23 protein-coding genes and 1 other RNA gene are annotated in these 23274 nt (G+C 60.0%); 16 read left to right on the top strand and 8 right to left on the bottom strand.

Translation table 11 applies throughout. The features are described from left to right. Nucleotides 1–252 precede the first annotated feature (252 nt). From ubiD to AC1DWM_RS11645, 3 genes are all read left to right on the top strand, one after another. Complete coding sequence (ubiD, locus tag AC1DWM_RS11655; protein WP_223517803.1) at nt 253–1719, top strand: 4-hydroxy-3-polyprenylbenzoate decarboxylase; 1467 nt, start codon at nt 253–255, stop codon at nt 1717–1719. Continuing rightward, the gene (locus tag AC1DWM_RS11650; RefSeq protein WP_223517804.1) at nt 1719–2687 is read left to right on the top strand and encodes a CDP-6-deoxy-delta-3,4-glucoseen reductase; all 969 of its coding nucleotides are present in this window, start codon (nt 1719–1721) and stop codon (nt 2685–2687) included. Before ubiD ends, AC1DWM_RS11650 begins: the two co-directional genes overlap by 1 nt. A 234-nt stretch (nt 2688–2921) precedes the next feature. Then, nucleotides 2922–3593 carry a gamma-glutamylcyclotransferase gene (locus AC1DWM_RS11645; RefSeq protein WP_223517809.1) on the top strand — a complete coding sequence of 224 codons (672 nt, stop codon included), beginning with the start codon at nt 2922–2924 and terminating at the stop codon, nt 3591–3593. Here the strand turns inward: AC1DWM_RS11645 and glpT are convergent. Both glpT and AC1DWM_RS11635 read right to left on the bottom strand, forming a co-directional pair. Beyond that, nucleotides 3566–4918 (bottom strand): glycerol-3-phosphate transporter, encoded by a 1353-nt coding sequence (gene glpT, locus AC1DWM_RS11640; protein WP_223517817.1) that lies wholly within the window; start codon nt 4916–4918, stop codon nt 3566–3568. The genes AC1DWM_RS11645 and glpT overlap by 28 nt on opposite strands. 409 nt (nt 4919–5327) lie before the next feature. Continuing rightward, complete coding sequence (locus AC1DWM_RS11635; RefSeq protein WP_223517819.1) at nt 5328–6305, bottom strand: NADPH:quinone oxidoreductase family protein; 978 nt, start codon at nt 6303–6305, stop codon at nt 5328–5330. 150 nt (nt 6306–6455) lie between these two features. On the opposite strand from AC1DWM_RS11635, the gene AC1DWM_RS11630 reads away from it, so the two are divergent. After that, nucleotides 6456–6863 (top strand): flagellar basal body-associated protein FliL, encoded by a 408-nt coding sequence (locus tag AC1DWM_RS11630; RefSeq protein ID WP_223517821.1) that lies wholly within the window; start codon nt 6456–6458, stop codon nt 6861–6863. Continuing rightward, nucleotides 6863–7066, top strand: coding sequence for a hypothetical protein (locus tag AC1DWM_RS11625; RefSeq protein WP_477795230.1), 204 nt, complete (start codon nt 6863–6865; stop codon nt 7064–7066). The genes AC1DWM_RS11630 and AC1DWM_RS11625 overlap by 1 nt, the downstream gene beginning before the upstream one ends. A 9-nt stretch (nt 7067–7075) precedes the next feature. On the opposite strand, the gene AC1DWM_RS11620 is transcribed toward AC1DWM_RS11625, so the two are convergent. Beyond that, nucleotides 7076–7525 (bottom strand): EVE domain-containing protein, encoded by a 450-nt coding sequence (locus AC1DWM_RS11620; protein WP_477795229.1) that lies wholly within the window; start codon nt 7523–7525, stop codon nt 7076–7078. A 200-nt stretch (nt 7526–7725) separates the two neighbouring features. On the opposite strand from AC1DWM_RS11620, the gene AC1DWM_RS11615 reads away from it, so the two are divergent. Continuing rightward, nucleotides 7726–7878: a hypothetical protein gene (locus AC1DWM_RS11615; protein ID WP_007942433.1), complete on the top strand. Its 153-nt coding sequence runs from the start codon at nt 7726–7728 to the stop codon at nt 7876–7878. Between the two features lie 35 nt (nt 7879–7913). On the opposite strand, the gene AC1DWM_RS11610 is transcribed toward AC1DWM_RS11615, so the two are convergent. From AC1DWM_RS11610 to AC1DWM_RS11595, 4 genes are all read right to left on the bottom strand, one after another. Then, nucleotides 7914–8519 (bottom strand): 5-formyltetrahydrofolate cyclo-ligase, encoded by a 606-nt coding sequence (locus AC1DWM_RS11610; RefSeq protein ID WP_223517824.1) that lies wholly within the window; start codon nt 8517–8519, stop codon nt 7914–7916. 86 nt (nt 8520–8605) lie between these two features. Further along, nucleotides 8606–8784, bottom strand: a non-coding RNA gene (gene ssrS, locus AC1DWM_RS11605) — 6S RNA. 30 nt (nt 8785–8814) lie between these two features. Next, a complete protein-coding gene (locus tag AC1DWM_RS11600) occupies nt 8815–9132 on the bottom strand; it encodes a cell division protein ZapA (RefSeq protein WP_007942435.1) in 318 nt (105 codons plus the stop codon). Continuing rightward, entirely contained in the window at nt 9129–9338 is a 210-nt protein-coding gene (locus AC1DWM_RS11595) for a TIGR02449 family protein (RefSeq protein WP_223517825.1), read from the bottom strand. The genes AC1DWM_RS11600 and AC1DWM_RS11595 overlap by 4 nt, the downstream gene beginning before the upstream one ends. 126 nt (nt 9339–9464) lie before the next feature. On the opposite strand from AC1DWM_RS11595, the gene AC1DWM_RS11590 reads away from it, so the two are divergent. The 9 genes from AC1DWM_RS11590 to gcvH all read left to right on the top strand — a co-directional run bounded on the left by AC1DWM_RS11590 (nt 9465) and on the right by gcvH (nt 18964). After that, nucleotides 9465–10025, top strand: a complete 561-nt coding sequence (locus AC1DWM_RS11590; RefSeq protein ID WP_477795228.1) for a YecA/YgfB family protein — start codon at nt 9465–9467, stop codon at nt 10023–10025. 27 nt (nt 10026–10052) lie between these two features. Next, nucleotides 10053–11387, top strand: a complete 1335-nt coding sequence (gene pepP, locus AC1DWM_RS11585; protein ID WP_477795227.1) for a Xaa-Pro aminopeptidase — start codon at nt 10053–10055, stop codon at nt 11385–11387. Further along, nucleotides 11384–12571 (top strand): 2-octaprenyl-6-methoxyphenyl hydroxylase, encoded by a 1188-nt coding sequence (gene ubiH / locus AC1DWM_RS11580; RefSeq protein ID WP_477795226.1) that lies wholly within the window; start codon nt 11384–11386, stop codon nt 12569–12571. Before pepP ends, ubiH begins: the two co-directional genes overlap by 4 nt. Continuing rightward, a complete protein-coding gene (locus AC1DWM_RS11575; protein WP_477795225.1) occupies nt 12564–13049 on the top strand; it encodes a DUF4442 domain-containing protein in 486 nt (161 codons plus the stop codon). The genes ubiH and AC1DWM_RS11575 overlap by 8 nt, the downstream gene beginning before the upstream one ends. 9 nt (nt 13050–13058) lie before the next feature. Continuing rightward, nucleotides 13059–14276, top strand: a complete 1218-nt coding sequence (locus AC1DWM_RS11570) for a 2-octaprenyl-3-methyl-6-methoxy-1,4-benzoquinol hydroxylase (RefSeq protein ID WP_477795260.1) — start codon at nt 13059–13061, stop codon at nt 14274–14276. A gap of 263 nt (nt 14277–14539) precedes the next feature. Then, nucleotides 14540–15541, top strand: a complete 1002-nt coding sequence (locus tag AC1DWM_RS11565; protein WP_223517832.1) for an extracellular solute-binding protein — start codon at nt 14540–14542, stop codon at nt 15539–15541. Between the two features lie 133 nt (nt 15542–15674). Continuing rightward, nucleotides 15675–17291, top strand: a complete 1617-nt coding sequence (locus tag AC1DWM_RS11560; protein ID WP_223517834.1) for an ABC transporter permease — start codon at nt 15675–15677, stop codon at nt 17289–17291. A 156-nt stretch (nt 17292–17447) separates the two neighbouring features. Then, nucleotides 17448–18530, top strand: coding sequence for a glycine cleavage system aminomethyltransferase GcvT (gene gcvT, locus AC1DWM_RS11555; RefSeq protein WP_477795224.1), 1083 nt, complete (start codon nt 17448–17450; stop codon nt 18528–18530). A gap of 50 nt (nt 18531–18580) precedes the next feature. Then, nucleotides 18581–18964: a glycine cleavage system protein GcvH gene (gene gcvH, locus AC1DWM_RS11550; protein WP_477795223.1), complete on the top strand. Its 384-nt coding sequence runs from the start codon at nt 18581–18583 to the stop codon at nt 18962–18964. Nucleotides 18965–19050: 86 nt separating this feature from the next. On the opposite strand, the gene AC1DWM_RS11545 is transcribed toward gcvH, so the two are convergent. Next, nucleotides 19051–20190: a DegT/DnrJ/EryC1/StrS family aminotransferase gene (locus AC1DWM_RS11545; protein ID WP_477795222.1), complete on the bottom strand. Its 1140-nt coding sequence runs from the start codon at nt 20188–20190 to the stop codon at nt 19051–19053. A gap of 153 nt (nt 20191–20343) precedes the next feature. On the opposite strand from AC1DWM_RS11545, the gene gcvP reads away from it, so the two are divergent. Then, entirely contained in the window at nt 20344–23217 is a 2874-nt protein-coding gene (gcvP, locus tag AC1DWM_RS11540) for an aminomethyl-transferring glycine dehydrogenase (RefSeq protein ID WP_477795221.1), read from the top strand. Nucleotides 23218–23274: the final 57 nt, after the last annotated feature.

The following is a 23274-nucleotide window of genomic DNA, read 5'->3' as shown; positions in this document are numbered from 1 at the left end:
TCGGATGCCGCAGGCTCATAGCCAAGGCGCTGCGACGAGTCATAGCCCGCTATGGCGAGGAGCAGCAACGCAGGATATGTGCTTGCGGCGCCGAAGTTGACTAACAGAGACAGCCATACAGGGCACTAGAGCCGGGGAAACCCGGCTTTTTGCTATCTGATTTTTGATCAATCGGCAGTTCGTGGTTCTGAATAGAGGGGTTCGGCGCTAAACTGCCACCCCCGAACGGCACGGCCAATACGAGGCTCACGCATGCAGTATCGCGACTTGCGCGACTTTATCAGCGGCCTGGAAAAGCGCGGCGAACTCAAGCGCATCCAGGTTCCGGTGTCCCCAGTGCTCGAAATGACCGAGGTCTGCGACCGCACCCTGCGTGCCAAAGGTCCGGCGCTGCTTTTCGAAAAGCCCACGGGTTATGACATCCCGGTGCTCGGCAATCTGTTCGGCACCCCTGAGCGCGTGGCGCTAGGCATGGGCGCCGAGGCGGTCAGTGAGCTGCGCGAGATCGGCAAGCTGCTGGCCTTCCTCAAAGAGCCCGAGCCTCCGAAGGGCTTGAAAGACGCCTGGTCGAAGTTGCCGATCTTCCGCAAGATCATCGCCATGGCGCCGAAAGTCGTCAAAGACGCGGTGTGCCAGGAAGTGGTCATCGAAGGCGACGACGTCGATCTGGCGATGCTCCCCGTGCAAACCTGCTGGCCGGGCGATGTCGGTCCGCTGATCACCTGGGGTCTGACCGTCACCAAAGGTCCGAACAAGGACCGCCAGAACCTCGGCATCTATCGTCAGCAAGTGATTGGCCGCAACAAAGTCATCATGCGTTGGTTGAGCCACCGTGGCGGTGCACTGGATTATCGCGAGTGGTGCGAGAAGCATCCTGGCCAGCCATTCCCGGTGTCCGTGGCGTTGGGCGCTGACCCGGCGACCATCCTCGGTGCCGTAACGCCGGTACCGGACAGTCTTTCCGAATACGCGTTTGCCGGTCTGCTGCGCGGTAATCGCACCGAGCTGGTGAAGTGCCGTGGCAATGACCTGCAAGTCCCGGCCACTGCCGAGATCATCCTTGAAGGCGTGATCCATCCGGGTGAGATGGCCGATGAAGGTCCGTATGGCGACCACACCGGTTACTACAACGAAGTCGACAGCTTCCCGGTGTTCACCGTCGAACGCATCACCCACCGGATCAAGCCGATCTACCACAGCACCTACACCGGCCGTCCACCGGATGAGCCGGCGATTCTCGGCGTGGCGCTGAACGAAGTGTTCGTACCGATCCTGCAGAAGCAGTTCCCGGAAATCACCGACTTCTACCTGCCGCCGGAAGGCTGTTCTTACCGCATGGCCATCGTGACCATGAAGAAGTCGTATCCGGGGCATGCCAAGCGGGTAATGCTCGGTGTCTGGTCGTTTTTGCGACAGTTCATGTACACCAAGTTCGTTATCGTCACTGATGACGACATCAACGCGCGGGACTGGAACGACGTGATCTGGGCCATCACCACGCGCATGGACCCCAAGCGCGACACGGTGATGATCGACAACACGCCGATCGACTACCTCGACTTCGCCTCGCCGGTCTCAGGCCTGGGGTCGAAAATGGGGCTCGATGCCACGCATAAATGGCCGGGCGAAACCACTCGCGAGTGGGGCCGGGTGATCGTCAAGGACGACGCCGTGACCCAACGGATCGATGCCATCTGGAATCAGTTAGGAATAGATTGATGCGTGTAACCTTGCAGCCCTCCGGAGCAGTGCTGGATATTCTGCCCGGCGAGCGGATTCTCGATGGTGCGCGGCGCCTGGGCTATGAATGCCCGCAAAGCTGCCGTAACGGCAATTGCCACGTGTGCGCGGCGTTGCTGGTGGAAGGGCGGGTCGAACAAGCCGGTAATGTGCGCGACCATGGCGAGTTCTACACTTGCATAGCAGAGCCGCTGGAAGACTGCATCGTGCTGTGGGATGGCGTGCTCGCGCTGGGAGAACTGCCGGTGCGTAGCGTGTCGTGTCAGGTCATTGAATGCAGGGACGTCGGCGGCGACACCTGGCGTGTGCGTCTGCGCGCGCCGGCCGGTAAACCACCGCGTTATCACGCGGGCCAGTACCTGATGATCGAGCGTGAAAGCGGCGAAAAATCCGCGTTTTCCCTGGCGTCCGCACCCCATGGTGGGCGTGATCTGGAAATTCATGTATTGGCGCGCGAAAGCAGTGCGTTGAATCTGATCAACCAGCTTCAGCGCAATCCGATGGTGCGAGTCGAACTGCCATTTGGCGATACGCATCTGGCGGAATTGCCGGACGGCCCGCTGGTGTTGATCGCCGCGGGCACCGGCATGGGCCAGATCCACAGCCTGATCGAACACTGCCGCGCCACGGGCTTCAAGTATCCGGTTCACCTGTACTGGGGCGTGCGCCGTCCTGAAGACTTCTACCAGATTGAACATTGGGATGAATGGTTGAAGCTGCCCAATTTGTTCCTGCACAAAGTCGTGAGTGATCAGTGTGGTTGGGGAGGGCGCTGTGGGATGCTGCATGAAGCGGTGTGCGAGGATTTTCCGGACCTGAAATCCTTGCATGTCTATGCCAGCGGCTCACCGGCCATGGTCTACGGCACGCTGGATGCGCTGGTTGAAGCCGGAATGGATGCTCATCAGATGCGTGCGGATGTGTTTGCGTACGCGCCGCGATCTTGATCCGCGATTTTGATCCTCGATCTTGATCCGCAGTCTTATCCGATATAACTCCACATATAGCCGATCGGTATTTATAGATTTATATAAATGCCGGTAGGTTATATCTCGTTAGGGCAATAATTTAATAACTGTGCCATGGCACCTAAATTGCCTTAAAACTTATGTGCCTTATTGTTACAGCGGTGCGTTCTATTAAGTAATTCATTACACGCGGGGAGCTGAACGCTATTCGCCATGAGCGCCATTGAATCGGCTTTTTTGAATCTGGCTTACCCTCCGCGGCTCGACTTGGGGCCGCAGCTTACGCACGAGCAGTTGCTCGGCTCGATGCAGTCGACCATGGCGCGCCACAAGGGCGGGCCTGTCTGGTTGTTCGCTTACGGTTCATTGATCTGGCGTCCAGAGTGCACGGCGGTAGAGCGCGTTCGCGGTCGGGTGCATGGTTACCATCGCGGTTTGTACCTGTGGTCTCACGAGCATCGCGGCACACCGGAAATGCCTGGCCTGGTGTTCGGTCTGGATCGTGGCGGCTCTTGCAGTGGCTTCGCTTATCGCTTGCCCGAAGAACAACTGGAAGCCTCGCTTTACGCGCTGTGGCAGCGCGAAATGCCCGTCCCCTCCTATCGCCCGCACTGGCTCAACTGCCGTCTCGAAGACGGAAACCAGGTTCAGGCATTGGGATTTGTATTGGAGCGGCACCTGCCCAGCTATGCCGGCAACTTGCCGGATCATGTGCTGAGCCAAGTGTTCGAAAGCGCTTGCGGGCGGTATGGCACCACTCGCGATTATGTGGAGCAGACGGCGCATGCCCTGCGTAGCCACGCCATGCCAGACCGAAATCTGGAGGCGCGGCTCAAACGCTGCAAGTCAAAGTCCGATCAGGCGATCGCTGCTTCGCGGGTCTGACTGGCGGTTTGCTTGTGTCCCAGCGTGGGTGCCAGGAAGGCCATCGCCAGCAAACAAGCGGCGACTAACAGGATGAAACCGCCATCCCAGCCGAAGTAGTCCACGGTGTAACCCATCAGGGCACTGGCCGCGACTGAGCCACCCAGATAACCGAACAGGCCGGTAAAGCCAGCCGCTGTGCCGGCGGCTTTCTTCGGCACCAGTTCCAGTGCTTGCAAGCCGACCAGCATCACCGGGCCATAGATCAGGAAGCCGATCGCGAACAGTGAAATCATGTCGACCATCGGGTTGCCCGGCGGATTCAGCCAGTAGACGATTGTCGCGACGGTCACCAGCGCCATGAACACCATGCCGGTCAGGCCACGGTTGCCGCGAAAGATCTTGTCCGACATCCAGCCGCACAGCAGTGTGCCGGGAATGCCTGCCCACTCGTACAGGAAGTAAGCCCACGACGTCTTGTCGAAGTCGAAGTGTTTGACCTCTTTGAGGTAGGTCGGCGCCCAATCCAGAATGCCGTAGCGCAGCAGGTAGACGAAGACGTTGGCCAGCGCGATGAACCAGAGCATTTTGTTGCGCAGCACGTATTTGACGAAGATGTCCTTGGCGCTGAATTCTTCTTCGTGGCTGGCGTCGTAGCCTTCCGGGTAATCGTTCTTGTACTTCTCGATGGGCGGCAGGCCCGTCGATTGCGGTGTATCGCGCATCACAATGAAGGCAAACACGGCGACCAGCAGCGCCACGGCGGCAGGTACATAGAACTTGCTGTGCCAGTCGTTGAACCAGCCCATGCCAAGAATCGCCAACGGGCCGATCAAGCCACCGCCCACGTTATGCGCGGTGTTCCACACCGACACCACCTGACCGCGTTCTTTCTGCGACCACCAATGCACCATGGTCCGCCCGCTCGGCGGCCAGCCCATGCCTTGCGCCCAGCCGTTGATGAACAACAGGATGAACATCATGGTCACGCTGGACGTCGCCCAAGGTGCGAAACCGAACACGAACATGACTCCGGCGGATACCACCAGGCCAAAAGGCAGAAAGTAACGCGGGTTGGAGCGGTCGGACACGATGCCCATCAGAAACTTGGACAGGCCATAGGCGATCGCAATCGCCGACATGGCCACGCCCAGCTGACCCTTTGTGTAGCCTTGGGCAATCAGGTCCGGGAACGCCAGGGTGAAGTTCTTGCGCAGCAGGTAATAACCCGCATACCCAATGAAAATCCCGGCGAAGATCTGCCAGCGAAGGCGTTTGTACGTGTCGTCTATTTTTTCTTCAGGCAATGGAGCCTGATGTGCGGCAGGGCGAAAGAAAGCAAACATTCAAGAGCTCCAGATTTCTTGTTTTGACTGCGGATGCGAATGTTACAGTTTCGTTACCGAAAATAGCACTGGTTCGTATTGGCCAAAAAGCGGAAATGTGGGCGATCGTGTGTTCCTTTATGAACATGTCGTACAGGCATAAGTGAAGGGCGGTGTGGGAAACGTCCTTCGCGGCCCTTAAAGACGCATTGCGCTCCGGAGTAGGACATAGCTTTGGGAAATGTCCTGCGTTGGTATGGGAGGTTGTGGCGTCCTGTTTTGGGGGCCGAGCCTTGACCTTTGTGCGGGGCCAGGTCCGGCATTTCAGTGGCGAGGGGAGGGGGCATTGCCGGAGGGAGGATGTTCGGAAGTTGTTTTAGTCTCGGCCAATAAAAACGCGGTCTGGACAACCCAGACCGCATTTTCAGGCTCAGCGAACCTGAACCACCACTTTCCCGACCGCCTTGCGCTGGCCAAGATCATTGATCGCCTGCGCGGCATTGCTCAGCGGATACACCTGCGACACCAACGGCTTCAACTTGCCCTCGGCAAACCAGCCAAACAACTGCTGGAAGTTCGCCGCGTTGTCTTGAGGCTGGCGTTGGGCAAAGGCACCCCAGAACACGCCGACCACAGCGGCACCTTTGAGCAGCGCCAGGTTCACTGGAAATTCCGGAATGCGTCCACTGGCGAAGCCAACCACCAACAAGCGGCCGTTCCAGGCGATGGCGCGCACGGCCTGGTCAAACAGGTCGCCGCCGACCGGGTCGTAGATCACGTCGGCGCCTTGGCCGTCGGTCAGGCGTTTGATCTCGTCCTTGAGGTTGGTTTCGCTGTAGTTGATCAGTTCATCGGCGCCGGCAGCCTTGGCCACCGCAAGTTTTTCGGCACTGCTGGCGGCGGCGATCACGCGGGCGCCCATGGCTTTGCCGATTTCCACGGCGGCCAGGCCCACACCGCCGGAAGCACCGAGCACCAGCAGGGTTTCGCCGGGTTGCAGATTGGCGCGTTGCTTGAGGGCATGCATGGAAGTGCCGTAGGTCATGCTGAAAGCGGCGGCGGTGTTGAAGTCCATCGACGGTGGGATCGGCAGTACGTTGTAGCCCGGCACGGCAACCTGTTCGGCGAAGCTGCCCCAGCCGGTCAGCGCCATGACTCGATCACCGACCTTGAGGTGGCTGACCTTTTCGCCCACCGCACTAACCACGCCAGCCGCTTCACCGCCCGGAGAGAACGGAAAGGGTGGCTTGAACTGGTATTTGCCCTCGATGATCAGCGTGTCCGGGAAATTGACCCCGGCGGCGTGCACGTCCAGCAGGATTTCATTCTTCTTGGCGACAGGACTGGCGACGTCTTCCAGTACCAGCGATTCGGCAGGGCCGAAGGCTTTGCACAGCACGGCTTTCATCAGGGCTATTCCTTTGGGAGTGATGGCCGATAAGTGTAAGTGTGTGAGTCGATGGGTCAACGAGCATGCCCGACCCTGATAGTCAGCCATAAGCTTGTGCTTGAGCGGCGGGTCGTTATGCTTGGCCGCAAACCGGATAAGGAGCGAATTGTGAAAGCGTGGATCATGTTGTTGCTGGCCCTGTCTCTGCCTGTGGCAGCGATGGCCGAAGAAGCTAAAGAAGGTGAAGCTCCGAAGGTCAATTACATCACCCTCAGCCCGCCGTTCGTGGGCAACTATGGGCTGGACGGTACGCCCAAGCTCAAGGTGTACAAGGCTGATGTGGCCTTGCGCGTGACCGGTGAGGATGCCACCAAAGCGGTGAAGGCCAACGAGCCGCTGATCCGCAATCAGCTGGTGGCGTTGTTTGCTCAGCAGACGACCGAGACGATGAGCAACGTTGAGGCCAAGGAAAAACTGCGGCAGGAAGCCCTGAAGCAGACTCAGCAGGTAATGAACGACGAAACCGGCAAACCGGTGATTGAGGATTTGTTGTTTAACAACCTGATCATCCAGTAATGCTGGATCCTGTAGGAGCATGGCTTGCCAGCGATAGCGATCTCAAAGACGCCATCGCCGGCAAGCCGTGCTCCTACAAAAGGCGCGATCTCAAGGACGCAATCGCCGGCAAGCCGTACTCCTACAAAAGGCGCGATCTCAAGGACGCCATCGCCGGCAAGCCGTGCTCCTACAAAAGCGCCTCAGCAAGTAACGGCCATTAAAAAAACATTTCAGCGCAGTGCTATAACCGCCGCCCACTGCTCAGCAGTAACCGGCATCACCGACAATCTCGAACCTTTCTGCACCAACGGCATCTCCGCCAACGCGGTCTGTTGCTTCAGATAATCCAGCTTCAGCACCCTGAAAAACGTCTCGACATGCACCACATCGATCGCGCTCCAGGCATTTTTCTCGGCAGTGGCCTTCGGGTCGAAGTAATGACTCTCAGGCTCCAGCGCCGTCGGGTCCGGGTACGCGGCTTCGACAATCTTGCCGATCCCGGCAATTCCCGGCTCCGGGCAGCTGGAGTGATAAAAGAAAAACTCGTCACCAACCGCCATGGCCCGCAAAAAGTTACGTGCCTGATAGTTGCGAACCCCATCCCAGCGCGCTCGGCCAAGTTTCTCCAGGCCTTTGATCGAGAGTTCGTCGGGCTCGGATTTCATCAGCCAATAGGCCATGGATTTTGCTCCTTGCGAGATGAGTGGAGAGGTTGTCAGGTCATTTTATGACAAACCGACAGTCGGTTGACGCCAGCGTTTGCGTGTCAGATCACGTTGTCGCAAAATGCCGGCCTTCTTAGCTTGACGCTGCTGCACGGCCTACACCTACAACGGAACCGCTGCTGTCATCGTGTTGATGTGCCTTTGGGGGGCAATCGATGAAACGCAAACCGGATTTACTATGGATTTTGGTTATTTTGTTCGGCCTCGGCGTCGTAACCACCGGTTATGCCCAAAGCCTGTGGAACAACAAGACTGACGCGCCGATCGAAATCGCTCAGCAACAACAGCCGTCGGCCTTCAAGCGCTAAACCTGTCTTTTGGACGCCGCTGATGGCAGTGGCGTCTAGTCTGCGAAATACCACGCCTTGTCTGTTACCGTTCCTTGCAACGGCACATCCCAGCTCGCTTGAGCCAATCGTTCGACTTTCTGACATTCATGGGCTAGCCCCAACAGCGTCGGCTTGCGCCAGGTTTTGCGGCGCGCCAGATAGGCCAGGCTTCGGTCATAGAAACCTCCGCCCATTCCGAGCCGCCCGCCGACATCATCAAATCCCACCAATGGCAACAGCACGAGATCCAGTGTCCAAACCTTGCGTTGTCGGGCAAGGTTGGCTCGGGGTTCGAGAATACGGAAACGGTTGGGTTGGAGTTTTTCGCCCGGGCGAATTCGCTGGAATACCATTTTGGTTCGCGGCCAGGCACTGAGCACCGGCAAATACGTCGCCTTGCCCCGGCGTTGAGCGGCGCGCAGCAGTACGCGCGGGTCGATTTCACCGTCGGTCGGCAGGTACAGGGAGATGTGTTTGGCGCGGCGAAACAACGGCTGCTGGGCCAATTGCTTGTACAGCCCGCGAGCAGCCTGGCGCTGCTGACTGGGGGTCAGTGCGCGGCGGGCCTTGCGCAGCATGCGTCGAAGTAGCGGGCGGGGCAGCAGCGCAAGTTCGGTCATGGAATCAGGCTTCAACAGGACGAATACGTAAAGCGTACCCGTAAAAAAGCCGATGCCGGTAATTAAACCGGCATCGGACTGGAATCAGGCTCCCCGGATGAACCGCTGCTGACTTAGCCCTTGAACCCGAAAGTTCAAGGTGGAAGATGCAGTAGGCTTTAAGGCTTTCCGTCTAGCGGACATGCACACCAGCCCAACGTGCAGCCTCCAGGGTAGTGCGAATCGGCTCAGGGACGTGGTCAACTGGCAAGCACCCCAGGGAGTGTTGCGAGTATAACCCAAGCGGTTCGACGAATCAGCCCTTGGTGACGTCCGGATCGGTCGCGAGCACCAGATCGACGCGGTCCAGCAGGTCGCGAACCTGTTCGCGAGTCGAGCCGCTGGCTTGTACGTCCGGCCTTTCTTCCTTGTGCAGCAGGTCGTGCGTGATGTTCAGCGCGGCCATTACTGCAATGCGGTCGGCGCCGATGACTTTGCCGCTGCTGCGGATTTCGCGCATTTTGCCGTCCAGGTAGCGGGCGGCGCTCACCAGGTTGCTGCGTTCTTCCTGGGGGCAAATGATCGAATATTCTTTGTCGAGGATCTGCACGGTGACGCTATTGCTTGAACTCATGAGTCTTGCTCCAGGGCCTTGAGGCGCGAAATCATCGATTCGACCTTACGCCGGGCGATTTCGTTTTTTTCAATGAGGTGTGCGCGTTCCTCGCGCCAGGTCTTTTCCTGAGCTAGTAAGAGTCCGTTTTGACTCTTTAGTTGCTCGACTCGACTAATCAGCAGTTCGAGTCTGGCCATCAGCGCTTGCAGGTCGGTGTCGTCCATAGTGTCCACATAGAGAGTCTGATGGGTGGTAACTGGCGGACAGCCTTTAATAGTCTTGGCGAGTCTGTCGATGTAGGATACAAGGCCTTCATTCTAGACATAGCGCCGTCTGGCGCCTAGCTACCCATGACCATTCAGAATTCCCCGTACCAAGCCTTCGCCACTCTGCTGACCTCCAGCGGTTATAACGTCTCGCCTGCCGAACTGCATGGCCTGTTGCTCGGTCGCAGTTGCGCCGGTGCCGGCTTTGATGCCGAAGGCTGGTTGGTCGATGCCGCCGAGTTGCTCGAAAACGAACCGCAGGACAACGTCCGCAACGCCTTGATCGGCTTGCAGGCGATGGTCAAGGGCGAGCTTACCGGCGACGATGTGACCGTCGTTCTGTTGCTGCCGACCGATGACGCGCCCCTGGTTGACCGTGCCATCGCACTGGGTGAGTGGTGCCAAGGCTTCCTTAGCGGTTTCGGTTTGAACTGCCGGGACAGCAGCACACTCAGCACCGAGGCCACCGAAGTGCTGCAGGACCTGGCGGCGATTTCTCAGGTGCAAGATGCCCTGGAAGAGTCCGAAGACGGCGAAAGCGATTACATGGAAGTGATGGAGTACCTGCGCGTCGCTCCGCTGCTGCTGTTCTCCGAAACCAAAAAAGCGGACGCGCCACCAGCCGCCAAACCGTCTTTGCATTAATCGCGTGCCAGGAAAAGCCATCTGCCCATGATTCATATCCCGAAATCGGAATACAGCCGTCGCCGCAAGGCCTTGATGGCGCAGATGGAACCCAACAGCATCGCGATCCTGCCCGCCGCCGCGGTTGCCATCCGCAACCGTGACGTCGAGCACGTCTATCGTCAAGACAGCGATTTTCAGTACCTCAGCGGTTTCCCCGAGCCTCAGGCGGTTCTCGTGTTGATGCCGGGGCGCGTGCATGGCGAATACATCCTGTTTTGCCGTGAGCGCAACGCCGAGCGAGAGTTGTGGGACGGTTTGCGCGCCGGCCAGGAAGGCGCGATTCGCGACTTCGGTGCCGACGACGCCTTTCCCATCACTGACATCGACGACATCCTGCCGGGCCTGATTGAAGGGCGCGACCGGGTGTATTCGGCCATGGGCAGCAACCCCGAATTTGACCGGCACCTGATGGACTGGATCAACGTGATCCGCTCTAAGGCGCACCTCGGCGCCCAGCCGCCAAACGAATTTGTTGCCCTGGATCACCTGCTTCACGACATGCGCCTGTATAAATCGGCGGCAGAAGTGAAGGTCATGCGCGAAGCCGCACGGATTTCCGCCCAGGCGCACATCCGCGCGATGCAAGCCAGCCGGGTCGGGCTGCACGAGTTCAGCCTCGAAGCCGAGCTCGATTACGAGTTCCGTAAGGGCGGCGCGAAAATGCCGGCCTACGGTTCAATCGTCGCCGCCGGGCGCAACAGCTGCATCCTGCATTACCAGCAGAATGACGCGGTGCTCAAGGACGGCGATCTGGTGCTGATCGACGCCGGTTGCGAGATCGATTGCTACGCCAGCGACATCACCCGTACCTGGCCGGTCAACGGCAAGTATTCACCGGAACAGAAAGCGATCTACGAGTTGGTGCTGGCGTCGCAAGAAGCCGCGTTTGCCGAAATCGCCCCGAACAAACACTGGAATCAGGCGCACGAAGCCACGGTCCGGGTGATTACCACCGGGCTGGTGAAACTCGGGCTGTTGCAGGGCGACGTCGACGAATTGATCGCCAGCGAAGCCTACAAGGCGTTTTACATGCACCGCGCCGGCCACTGGCTGGGGATGGATGTGCATGACGTCGGCGAGTACAAGGTCGGCGGCGAATGGCGGGTGCTGGAGGTCGGCATGGCGCTGACTGTTGAACCAGGGATCTACATTTCCCCGAACAACCAGAACGTGGCGAAGAAATGGCGCGGCATCGGCGTGCGCATCGAGGACGACGTGGTGGTGACCAAGAGCGGTTGTGAAATTTTGACCAAAGGCGTGCCGAAAACGGTCGCCGACATCGAGGCCCTGATGGCGCAAGCGCGGACACAAGCAGCATGAGCCGGGTCAATCTGGCGATTATCGGTGGCGGCCTGGTCGGCGCCAGTCTCGCGTTGGCGTTGCAGGCCGGGGCCAAGGCGCGCGGCTGGAAGATCGTCCTGATCGAGCCCTTCGCCCCCGGCGATACCTATCAGCCGAGCTACGACGCCCGCTCTTCGGCGCTGTCCTATGGCGCCAAACAGATTTACCAACGGTTTGGCGTGTGGCAGGAAATCTCCCGCCGCGCCGAGCCGATCAAGCAGATTCATGTCTCCGACCGTGGACGTTTTTCCACCGCACGTTTATCGGCGATGGAAGAAGGCGTTCCGGCGCTGGGTTACGTGGTGGAAAACGCCTGGCTCGGCCAATGCCTCTGGCAAGGTCTGGACAAGGACGTGGTCGCTTGGCGTTGCCCGGCGGAAGTCACGCGCATGGAGCCGCTGACCGATGGCTACCGCCTGACCCTCAATGACGAAACCACCCTGGAATGCGATCTTGCAGTGCTTGCCGATGGCGGCCGTTCAGGCCTGCGCGAGCAACTGGGGATCGGCATCAAGAAGCGTCCGTACAACCAGAGCGCGCTGATTGCCAACATCACCCCGAGCGAAGCGCACAACGGCATGGCCTTTGAGCGGTTCACTGACGATGGCCCGATGGCGCTGTTGCCGCTGCCGGAAAACCGCTGCGCGCTGGTCTGGACCCGTCTGGGCATGGACGCGCAACGGCTGGCGGCGCTCGATGAAAAGAGCTTCCTCAGTGAGTTGCAGGGTGTGTTTGGTTATCGCCTCGGCACCCTCAAACAGGTCGGCGCGCGGCATCTTTACCCGCTGACGCTGATCGAAGCCGAAGAGCAGGTGCGTCCGCATCTGGCGATTCTCGGCAACGCGGCTCACAGCCTGCACCCGATTGCCGGCCAGGGCTTCAACCTGTCGCTGCGCGATGCGCAAGCGTTGGCGGATGCGTTACTGGCAAGCGAGACATCGCCCGGCGACTTCGCAACCTTGCAGGCGTACCGCGAGCGCCAACGTCTGGATCAGAACCTGACGGTAGGCTTCTCCGATCAGGTCACCCGTTTGTTCGGCAGCACCCAGCCGCTGGTGTCGCTGGGGCGCAACCTCGGCTTGCTGGGTCTCGATCTGTTGCCGCCGGCCAAGCGCTGGTTCGCCCGGCAGGCCATGGGATTGGGTACCCGTCCCGATGCTTAAGTGGCTAACGAACACATTCGGCAAAGCGCGGTTGATGCGATGGTTCATGTCCTTTTACCCGCCGTACCTGGGCGCCGGAGTCCGGGTGCGGCACATCAGCGATGACTTTCGGGACGTCACGGTGACCATGGGCCTGAGCTGGTACAACCGCAATTACGTAGGCACCCAGTTTGGCGGCAGCCTGTATTCGATGGTCGATCCGTTCTACATGCTGATGCTGATGGAAAACCTCGGACGCCAATACATCGTCTGGGACAAAACCGCCGACATCGATTTCATTTCGCCGGGCAAAGGCCCGGTGTTCGCCAACTTCCGGATCGATGAGACCTTGCTCGACGAGATCCGTCGGCAAACGGCCGATGGCGAAAAATACCTGCCGCGATTGCAGGTCGATATTCACGACGGCGCCGGCACCTTGGTGGCGCGGGTCGAAAAAACCCTTTACGTGCGGCTCAAGCCGCAAGCGAGACAGGCTTAAAGCATGGACATGCGCGCAGATCTGCTGATTGTCGGGGCCGGAATGGTCGGCAGCGCCTTGGCGCTGGCGTTGCAGGACAGTGGGCTGGAGGTTCTGTTGCTGGACGGCAGCCCCCTGAGCGTCAAACCCTTCGATGGCCAGGCGCCGTTCGAACCGCGGGTGAGCGCCTTGTCGGCAGCCAGCCAGCGGATTCTCGAACGCCTGGGCGTGTGGGACGGCATCACCAAGCGACGCAGCAGTCCTTACACCGACATGCACGTCTGGGATGGCAGTGGCACCGGGCAGATCCATTTCTCGGCTGCCAGCGTGCATGCCGAGGTGCTTGGGCACATTGTCGAGAACCGTGTGGTTCAAGATGCTTTGCTCGACCGTCTGCACGACTGCGACTTGGGAATGTTGGCCAATGCGCGTCTGGAACAGATGCGCCGCTCGGGCGATGACTGGCTGCTGACCCTGGCCGACGGCCGTACGTTGCGCGCACCGTTGGTGATTGCGGCGGACGGCGCCAACTCGGCCGTTCGGCGTCTGACCGGCATGGCTACGCGCGAGTGGGACTATATGCACCACGCGATTGTCACCAGCGTACGCAGCTCCAAAGCGCATCAAATGACGGCCTGGCAGCGCTTCACGGACAACGGTCCATTGGCGTTTTTGCCGCTGGAGCGCGATGGTCAGCAGGATTGGTGTTCGATCGTCTGGTCAACGACGCCGAGTGAAGCCGAACGCCTGATGGCGCTGGACGACGACGGCTTCTGCCGCGAATTGGAACGCGCCTTCGAAGGCCGACTCGGCACCGTGCTCAGCGCTGACCCGCGTCTGTGCGTGCCGCTGCGTCAGCGTCACGCCAAGCGTTATGTGGCCGAGGGCCTGGCGCTGATCGGCGACGCGGCGCACACCATTCACCCACTGGCCGGGCAGGGTGTGAACCTCGGCTTCCTTGACGCCGCTGTGCTGGCGCAAGTGTTGCTGCAAGCAGCTGAACGGGGCGAACGCTTGGCAGATGTAAAAGTGCTGAGCCGTTACGAGCGTCGGCGCATGCCCCACAATCTGGCGCTGATGGCGGCGATGGAAGGGTTTGAGCGGTTGTTTCAGGCTGATCCGCTGCCGGTGCGCTGGTTGCGTAATGCCGGGTTGAAGATGGTTGAGCAGATGCCTGAGGCCAAGGCGTTGTTTGTGCGCGAGGCGCTGGGGTTGACTGGTGATTTGCCGGCGCTGGCCAAGGCCTGACATTTTCGTTGCGGCTCATGGCCCCTTCGTCGGAACGCCGCCCGGAGCCGGCTCGCTCCCACAATTGATCTCCAGTGGACACAAAGTAGATGTCTGTCACAGAACCACTGTGGGAGCGAGCCTGCTCGCGATGAGGCCGGAACATTCACCACACAATCCAAGCAGTGCAACATCTGGTAACTCCTCCGCAAACTGATCGATTGAGATGCTAAATGTGATTCCTTATCATTTGCCCTCACTTTTTCAATCGAGAGATCGCTCCCATGTTGCCGAAGCGTCTACTGACCGCACTCGCCCTGACCCTGATTGGCAGCACCGCCGCCCAGGCCGCTGACGAGGTGGTGGTTTACTCCTCGCGTATCGACGAGCTGATCAAACCGGTCTTCGACGCCTACACCGCCAAAACCGGAGTGAAGGTGAAGTTCATCACCGACAAGGAAGCGCCGTTGATGCAGCGGATCAAGGCCGAGGGCGAGAACGCCACCGCCGACCTGCTGCTGACCGTTGACGCCGGTAACCTTTGGCAAGCCGAGCAAATGGGCATCCTGCAGCCGTTCACCTCCCCGGTGATCGACGCCAACATTCCGCTGCAATACCGAGCGTCCTCCCATGCCTGGACCGGCCTGAGCCTGCGGGCGCGGACCATCGCTTATTCCACGAATCGAGTGAAGCCGGGCGAGCTGACCACTTATGAAGCGTTGGCCGACAAGAACTGGGAAGGGCGCCTGTGCCTGCGCACGGCGAAGAAGGTCTACAACCAGTCCCTGACCGCCACCATGATCGAAACCCACGGTGCCGAAAAAACCGAGAAGATCCTCAAGGGCTGGGTGAGCAACCTGTCCACCGACGTGTTCTCGGATGACGTCGCGGTACTGGAAGCGATCAATGCGGGTCAATGCGATGTGGGCATCGTCAACACGTACTACTACGGTCGCCTGCACAAGCAAAAGCCCGACCTGGGCGTGAAGCTGTTCTGGCCGAACCAGGCTGATCGCGGTGTGCACGTCAACCTGTCGGGTATTGGCCTGACCAAACACGCTCCTCACCCGGAAGCGGCCAAGGCGCTGGTGGAATGGATGACCACCCCTGAAGCGCAGAAGATCTTCGCCGATGTGAATCAGGAATTCCCGGCCAACCCGGTGGTAGCGCCTTCGGAAGAAGTCGCGGCCTGGGGCAAGTTCGTGGCCGATACCTTGCCGGTGGAAGTGGCGGGCAAGCGTCAGGCTGAAGCGATCCGCATGATGGATCGCGCTGGCTGGAACTGACACCAGCGCTGATCGTTCCCACGCTCTGCGTGGGAATGCATCCCCCGACGCTCCGCGTCAAAGCGTGATGCAGAGCGGCACAAGATGTGTGCCCACGCAGAGCGTGGGCACAATTATTTAACGAGAGTTTTCCTTGGCTCACCCCGCCCAACGCCGCTGGTATCCCTTGGTCTTCGCCATCGCTGCGCTGGTCTTGTTGCCCCTCAGTGTTTTACTGCTGTCATGGCAAACCATCGATCAACAGATCTGGTCCCACCTCTGGGACACGCAGATGCCGCGTCTTTTGGGCAATACGCTGACCCTGATACTCGGCGTCGGCATCGGCGTTTCCCTGCTGGGCGTCAGTCTTGCCTGGCTCACCAGCCTCTGTGAGTTTCCTGGTCGGCGCTGGCTGGACTGGGCGTTGATGCTGCCGTTTGCGATTCCGGCCTACGTGCTGGCGTTTGTCTTCGTCGGTTTGCTGGATTTCGCCGGCCCCGTGCAAACCCTGATGCGCGAATGGTTTGGCAGCGGCCTGAGGCTACCGCGCGTGCGCTCCACTGGCGGTGTCATCCTTGTGCTGGTGCTGGTTTTCTATCCCTACGTGTATCTCCTGGCCCGCACCGCGTTCCTCGCTCAGGGCAAAGGCCTGATGGAAGCGGCTCGGGTTCTCGGTCAGTCCCCGTGGCAGGCGTTCTGGCGAGTGGCGTTGCCAATGGCTCGCCCGGCCATCGGCGCGGGGGTGGCGTTGGCATTGATGGAAACCCTGGCCGATTTCGGTGCGGTGTCGGTGTTCAACTTCGACACGTTCACCACCGCCATCTACAAAACCTGGTACGGATTTTTCAGCCTTTCCACGGCAGCACAACTGGCCAGCCTGTTGCTGTTGGTGGTGATGGTGGTGCTGTACGGCGAGCGTCGTGCGCGCGGGGCCAACCGCGCGAGCAACGAGCGGCCGCGGGTCAAGGCGCTGTATCACCTGCGCGGGGTCAAGGCGCTGGCGGCAATGAGCTGGTGCGGCCTGGTGTTCGCCTGTGCGTTCGTCATCCCGGTGCTGCAACTGGTGGTGTGGTTCTGGCAGCGTGGGCGTTTCGATCTGGACGAACGTTACACCGGGCTGATCCTTCATACCTTGTACCTGGGCGGCATGGCGGCATTGATTACAGTCAGCGTTGCTTTGGTGCTGGCCTTTGCCCGACGCCTGGCACCCACCCGAGCGATCCGCTCCGGTATTGGCCTGGCGAATCTCGGCTACGCTTTACCGGGATCGGTGTTGGCGGTCTCGATCATGTTGGCGTTCAGTTACCTGGATCGCGAGCTGGTCATCCCGTTGTCCGGCTGGCTCGGTGGCGCCGGCAAACCCTTGCTGCTGGGCAGTCTGTCGGCGTTGTTGCTGGCCTATCTGGTGCGGTTTATCGCGGTGGCTTATGGGCCACTGGAAAGCAGCCTGGCGCGTATACGGCCATCTTTGCCCGAAGCAGCACGTAGCCTTGGCGTCAGTGGGCCACGGCTTTTTTTCAAGGTGTATCTGCCATTGTTGTTGCCGGGTACGTTGAGCGCCGCATTGCTGGTGTTTGTCGATGTGCTCAAGGAAATGCCCGCGACCCTGCTGATGCGCCCGTTTGGCTGGGACACGCTGGCTGTTCGGATTTTTGAAATGACCAGTGAAGGTGAGTGGGCGAGGGCGTCTTTGCCGGCACTGACCCTGGTGTTGGTCGGGCTGTTGCCGGTCATCGGATTGATTCGACGATCGGCACATCGAAACAGCTAGGTGCCAGTCCTACACCTTGCGGCTACAATGCGCGGCATTCGGTGCGGTCCGTCTGACAGACCCGGTGGCTGAAATCGGCTGGGAGCCTTCTACTTCAAGGTTTTCACCCCGTGCAGCACCTGTCCGCACCCTCGCCACGCCCGGAAGGAGAAACCCATGGGACAGCGTACGCCTCTGTATGACCTTCATCTCGCCCTTGGCGCGAAGATGGTCGATTTTGGCGGTTGGGATATGCCTCTGCATTACGGCTCGCAGGTCGAGGAACACCATCAGGTGCGCCGCGATTGCGGGGTTTTCGATGTATCCCACATGACCGTGATCGATGTCAGCGGCCCTCAGGCCAAGGCCTGGCTCCAGCATTTGCTGGCCAATGACGTCGAACGTCTGCACAGCCCTGGCCGTGCCTTGTACAGCACCATGCTCAACGAGCGCGGCGGCATCGTCGACGACATGATCGTCTACCGTCTCGACGAAGGTTATCGGCTGGTGGTCAACGCCTCCACCCGTAATCAGGACCTGGCCTGGATGCAGGCTCACCTCGATGGTTTCAAGGTGCGGCTCAACGAGCGCTCCGAATTGGCGATGCTGGCCATTCAAGGTCCTCAGGCCCGGCACAAAATCTCCGAACTGGTGACCCAGTCCCGCGGCAACCTGATCCAGATGCTCAAGCCCTTCGAAGGCCAGGCCGATGGTGACTGGTTCATCGCGCGCACGGGTTACACCGGCGAAGATGGCCTGGAAATCGTGCTGCCGGCCAATCAAGCGCCAGGATTCTTCAACGATCTGGTGGGCGCGGGCATCTCGCCGATCGGCCTCGGGGCGCGCGATACTCTGCGCGTCGAAGCCGGCATGAACCTGTACGGCCAGGACATCCATCAAGATGTATCGCCGCTGGCCTCTAATATGGCCTGGAGCATTGCCTGGGAGCCGGACACTCGCCAGTTCATCGGGCGTACGGCCCTGGAAGCCGAACGGGCCGGTGGCGTGCAGCACAAACTGGTGGGGCTGGTCCTTGAGGAGCGAGGGGTTTTGCGCGCTCATCAAGTGGTCCGTATCGCCAATGTTGGCGAAGGGGAGATCACCAGTGGTAGTTTCTCTCCTACGCTAAGCAAGTCGATAGCACTGGCGCGCGTGCCGATGGCAACTGCCGACCGCGCAGAAGTGGAAATCCGTGGCAAGTGGTACCCGGTCCGAGTGGTCAAGCCGACCTTCGTACGCCACGGCAAAACCTTGATCTAACCTTTTTTGGCGGACTAAAACCGCTGACATTTTTCTTGAGGACACAGAACATGAGCGATATTCCTGCCGACCTGCGTTTTGCCGAAAGTCACGAATGGGCCCGCCTGGAAGCCGACGGCACCGTCACCGTGGGCATTAGCGATCACGCGCAGGAAGCGCTGGGTGATGTGGTGTTCGTGGAGCTGACTGAAGTTGGAAAAGTCTTCGCTGCCGGTGATCAATCCGGTGTGGTGGAGTCGGTTAAAGCCGCTTCCGACATCTATGCCCCGATCAGTGGTGAAGTGATCGCGATCAACGAAGATCTGGGCGGTTCGCCAGAGTTGCTCAACACCGACCCGTACGGCGCGTGGATCTTCAAGCTCAAGCCAAGCAACACGGCTGACCTGGAAAAGCTGCTCGACGCGGCAGGCTATAAAGCCGCTATCGGCGAATAACGTTGCTCTTGTAGGAGCATGGCTTGCCAGCGATGGCGTCCTCGAAAACGCCATCGCGGGCAAGCCGTGCTCCTACAAGGAACGATTCAAGGCTTTAGAACGGCCTTGACCGCCGCCACCGAACGTTCGACATCCGCTTTGCTCATGGCCGTGAACATCGGCAACGAGACAATCAGGCGTCCGACCCGCTCGGCGACCGGGAACATGCCTTCCTTGAAACCGCGCTCGCGGTAAAGGCTCAGCAAGTGAATCGGCGGGTAGTGATAGCCGATACCGACGCCCAATGCCTGCATCTGCTCCATGAAGGTCGCCCGAGCCGGCTGGCCATCCCTGCGCTCCGGCAACACCAGCTGGAACAAATGCCAGTTGCTGTTCTCGAAATCCGCCGGGGGCAGTTGAGCCCCGTACAACGATTCGAAATCTTCACCAAAACACGCGAAATAGTGCCTGGCCAGTTCACGGCGATGAGCAGTGATCGCTTCGATGTGAGCAAACTGCCCAAGACCAATGGCTGCCGCGACGTCGGTCATGTTGAACTTGCCTCCCAGCACATCGACATCCAGACCATCGAAGCCGTTGCGAGTGACGCCCTGCAAACGGTACTTCTGCGCCAGTCGCACCTCTTCGGCATTGTTTAGCACCAGGCAGCCGCCCTCTGACGAGGTGACGTTTTTGTTCGCCTGGAAACTGAAAGACACGAAATCCCCGGTCGAGCCAATGCGCTGACCATTCCAGCTGGAGCCCAGCGCCTGGGCTGCATCCTCCAGCACCCGCAGGTCGTACTTCTTCGCCAGCGCGTACAGACGCGTCATGTCCACCGGCAGCCCGGCGAGAAACACCGGCAGGATGGCTTTGGTGCGCGGGGTGATGGCGGCTTCGAGTTGTGCCAGGTCGATGTTGCGGGTGATCGGGTCAATGTCGGCAAACACCGGGGTGGCGCCGACTTCCAGAATGACGTTGGCCGTGGCCACCCAGGAAATCGGCGTGGTGATCACTTCATCGCCCGGCCCGACCCCGGCAACGCGCAAGGCGATTTCCATGGTGCAGGTGCCGGAATTGAAGGTGAGCACCGGGCGTCCGCCAAAATACGCCGAGAGTTGTTGCTCAAAGGCCTGAACCTTGGGGCCGCTGGTAATCCAGCCCGAGCGCAACACGTCGCCGACCGCGGCAATTGTCGCTTCATCGATGGTGGGTTTGGAGAACGGCAGGAAAGGCAGTTGGCTCATAAATACAGGCACCTGATCAGCGGACATTAGGCAGATGCCGAGCATGATGTCCGCAATGGACGTCGGCGCCAAGCCATCCGCTTGGATATCGACTGCTATGCTGGTTTGACCGTGTTGCATCGACGCTGAGCGCCAGACAAGAGAGAGCCCGTCATGTCCCAGTTGCCGTCCTTGAGTCAGTTACGCGATCCCAATGCCTTCCTGCGCCGCCATCTCGGGCCTGATGCCGCCGAGCAGCAGGCGATGCTCGACAGTCTCGGCCTCGGCAGCCGGGTTGAACTGATCGAGCAGACGGTGCCGCCGGGAATCCGCCTGAACAGGCCGCTCGATCTGCCGCCCGCCCTCGACGAAGAAGCCGCGCTGGCCAAACTGCGCGGTTACGCCGAGCAAAACCAGGTCTGGACCAGCCTGATCGGCATGGGCTACCACGGCACCCTCACGCCGACCGTGATTGTGCGCAACGTGCTCGAGAATCCCGGTTGGTACACCGCGTACACGCCTTATCAGCCAGAGATTGCCCAAGGGCGGCTCGAAGCGCTGCTGAACTTCCAGCAACTGACCATCGACCTCACCGGCCTGGAACTGGCCAACGCCTCACTGCTGGATGAGGCCACGGCAGCGGCGGAAGCCATGGCGCTGGCCAAGCGTGTCGCCAAGTCCAAAAGCAATCTGTTCTTCGTCGACGAGCATTGTCATCCGCAGACCATTTCCGTAGTGCAGACCCGGGCCGAAGGGTTCGGGTTCGAGCTGGTCATCGACTCAGTGGATAACTTGAAACAACACAAGGTGTTCGGTGCCCTGCTGCAATACCCCGACACCCACGGAGAGATCTGTGATCTTCGGCCGTTGATCGATCACCTGCACGCGCAGCAAGCCCTGGCGTGTGTCGCCACGGACTTGCTGAGCCTGTTGTTGCTGACGCCGCCGGGGGAGTTGGGTGCCGATGTGGTCTTCGGCTCATCCCAACGTTTCGGCGTGCCCATGGGCTACGGCGGACCGCACGCGGCGTTTTTTGCCAGTCGCGATGAGTACAAACGAGCGATTCCGGGGCGGATCATCGGCGTGTCCAAGGATGCTCGCGGCAATGTTGCCTTGCGCATGGCCCTGCAAACCCGCGAGCAACATATCCGGCGGGAGAAAGCCAACTCGAACATTTGCACCGCTCAAGTGCTGCTGGCCAACATCGCCAGTTTCTACGCGGTCTACCACGGTCCCGAAGGGCTCAAGCGAATTGCCCAACGCGTGCACCGCTTGACCTGCATCCTCGCCGCCGGCCTTGAGCGTCGTGGCGTCAGCCGCCTCAACAAACACTATTTCGACACCCTGACCCTGGAGGTCGGAGGCACCCAGACCGCGATCATCGAAAGCGCTCAAGCGGCGCAGATCAATTTACGGATTTTGGGGCGAGGGCAGTTGGGGTTGAGCCTCGACGAAACCTCGGACGAAACCACCGTCGCGAAGTTGTTCGATGTGTTCCTCGGTGCCAATCATGGCCTGAGTGTCGACGAACTGGACGCCGAAAAGCTGGAGTCCGGGATTCCTGACGGGCTGCTGCGCACCTCGCCTTATCTGCGCCACCCCGTGTTCAATGCGCACCACAGCGAAACCGAAATGCTGCGCTACCTCAAGCAACTGGAGAACAAGGACCTTGCCCTCAACCAGTCAATGATCCCGCTGGGCTCCTGCACCATGAAGCTCAATGCTACCAGCGAGATGATCCCCATCACCTGGCCGCAGTTCGCCAACCTGCACCCGTTTGTGCCGAAGGATCAGGCCATGGGTTATTCGCTGATGATCGAAGAACTTGAACGCTGGCTCTGCGCGATCACCGGTTTCGATGCGATTTGCATGCAACCCAACTCCGGCGCTCAGGGCGAATACGCCGGGTTGCTGGCGATCCGCAAATACCACGAGAGCCGTCATCAAGGGGCGCGGGACATTTGCCTGATTCCGTCCTCGGCCCACGGCACCAACCCGGCATCGGCGCAAATGGCCGGGATGCGCGTGGTCATTGTCGAGTGCGACGACGCCGGCAACGTCGATCTGGATGACCTCAAGCAAAAAGCCTCGGAGGCGGGGGACAAACTCGCCTGCCTGATGGCGACGTATCCGTCGACGCACGGCGTCTACGAGGAAGGCATCAGCGAGATCTGTGAAGTCATCCACAGCCACGGCGGTCAGGTGTACATGGATGGCGCCAACCTCAACGCGCAGGTCGGCCTGGCACGCCCGGCGGACATTGGCGCCGACGTGTCGCACATGAACCTGCACAAAACGTTCTGCATTCCCCATGGCGGCGGCGGGCCGGGCATGGGGCCGATTGGTGTGCGGGCGCACCTGGCGCCGTTCGTGGCCAATCACCCGGTGGTGCCCATCGACGGACCTTTGCCGCAGAACGGCGCAGTGAGCGCAGCGCCTTGGGGTAGCGCGAGCATTCTGCCGATCAGCTGGATGTACATCGCGATGATGGGGCCGCAACTGGCTGACGCCAGCGAAGTGGCGATCCTCGCTGCAAATTACCTGGCGCAGCATTTATCCGGGGCGTTCCCGGTGCTCTACACCGGGCGCAACGAGCGGGTGGCTCACGAGTGCATCCTGGATTTGCGACCGCTGAAAGTGCTGACCGGCATCAGCGAAGAAGACGTTGCCAAGCGCCTGATGGATTATGGTTTCCACGCGCCGACCATGTCGTTTCCCGTACCGGGGACCTTGATGGTTGAGCCGACTGAAAGTGAGTCGAAGGCAGAGCTGGATCGGTTTATCGGGGCGATGCTGAGTATCCGGGCGGAAATCAGTGAGGTGGAAAACGGCAATTGGCCGGCCGAGGACAACCCGCTGAAGCGTTCGCCACACACATTGGCGGACATCACCGGGGTATGGGAGCGGCCGTACAGCATGGAGCAGGCGGTGACGCCGGATGCGCATACCAAACTGCACAAATACTGGCCGGTGGTGAACCGGGTTGATAACGTCTACGGCGATAGAAACCTGTTTTGCGCCTGCGTTCCAGTGGATGATTACCGCTGAAATCTCGCCGCACACCTAACCCCTGTAGGAGCACGGCTTGCCGGCGATGGCGATCTT

It is taken from the genome of Pseudomonas sp. P4_C8 (assembly GCF_056401975.1).
The sequence above is the reverse complement of the archived record's forward strand: the minus strand, read 5'-3'. Positions and strand labels throughout refer to the sequence as shown.